Annotated in this window: 1 protein-coding gene; it reads right to left on the reverse strand. The window is 67.8% G+C overall.

The window, feature by feature from the left end:
• The coding region (gene ftsH / locus Mspo_RS19390) for an ATP-dependent zinc metalloprotease FtsH (RefSeq protein ID WP_159732927.1) at window positions 1-1359 on the reverse strand (1359 nt) is incomplete at both ends.

Below are 1359 nucleotides of genomic sequence, written 5' to 3' on the forward strand. Positions count from 1 at the left end.
CTTGCCCTGCAGCAGGCCGATCAGCTCCTCGCCGGTCAGCGTCTCGAACTCGAGCAGGCCGTTCGCCAGAGTGTCGAGGTCGCCGCGCTTCTCGGTCAGGATGCGCTTGGCGTCGTCATAGCCTTCCTGCACCAGCCGCCGCACCTCCGCGTCGATCGTCTGCTGCGTCGCCTCGGAGAGCGTCTGCGTGCGGCCGATCGAATAGCCGAGAAACTGCTCCTGCTGCGGATCGGCGTAGGCCACCGTGCCGAGCTTGTCGGAGAAGCCGAGCTGCGTCACCATCGCCCGCGCGATGCGCGTGCATTGCTGAATGTCGCTCGCCGCGCCGGACGTCACCTTGTCGTGGCCGAACACCAGCTCCTCCGCCACGCGCCCGCCCATGGCGAGCGCCAGCATCGCCTTCAGCTGCTCATAGCTCTGCGAGATCTGGTCGCGTTCGGGGAGGCCCTGCACCATGCCCAGCGCGCGGCCGCGCGGGATGATCGTCGCCTTGTGGATCGGGATCGCGCCCGGCATGTTGAGCTGCACCAGCGCATGGCCGCCCTCGTGGAAGGCGGTGAGGCGCTTCTCCTCCTCCGTCATCACCAGAGTGCGGCGCTCGGCGCCCATCATGATCTTGTCGCGCGCGTCCTCGAACTCTTGGCGAGTGACGATGCGCTTGCTGCGGCGCGCCGCGAGCAAGGCGGCCTCGTTGACGAGGTTCATCAGATCGGCGCCGGAAAAGCCCGGCGTGCCGCGCGCGACGACCTTCAGATCCACATCCGGCGCCAGCGGCACCTTGCGGGCGTGAACCTTGAGGATCTTCTCGCGGCCGATGAAGTCCGGGTTCGGCACATTGATCTGCCGGTCGAAGCGGCCGGGACGCATCAAGGCCGGATCGAGCACGTCGGGACGGTTGGTGGCGGCGATGAGGATGATGCCTTCATTGGCCTCGAAGCCGTCCATCTCGACGAGCAGCTGGTTCAAGGTCTGCTCGCGCTCGTCATTGCCGCCGCCGAGACCGGCGCCGCGGTGACGTCCGACCGCGTCGATCTCGTCGACGAAGATGATGCAGGGCGCGTTCTTCTTCGCCTGCTCGAACATGTCGCGCACGCGGGAGGCGCCGACGCCGACGAACATTTCGACGAAGTCCGAGCCCGAGATGGTGAAGAAGGGCACATTGGCCTCGCCGGCGATGGCGCGGGCGAGCAGCGTCTTGCCGGTGCCGGGCGGGCCGACCAGCAGCACGCCGCGCGGGATGCGTCCGCCGAGGCGCTGGAATTTCTGCGGATCGCGCAGGAACTCGACGATCTCCTGAAGGTCCTCCTTCGCCTCGTCGACGCCGGCGACGTCCTCGAACGTCACGCGGCCCTGCGTCTC

The organism is Methylosinus sp. Ce-a6 (assembly GCF_009811655.1).
GTDB lineage: Bacteria > Pseudomonadota > Alphaproteobacteria > Rhizobiales > Beijerinckiaceae > Methylosinus.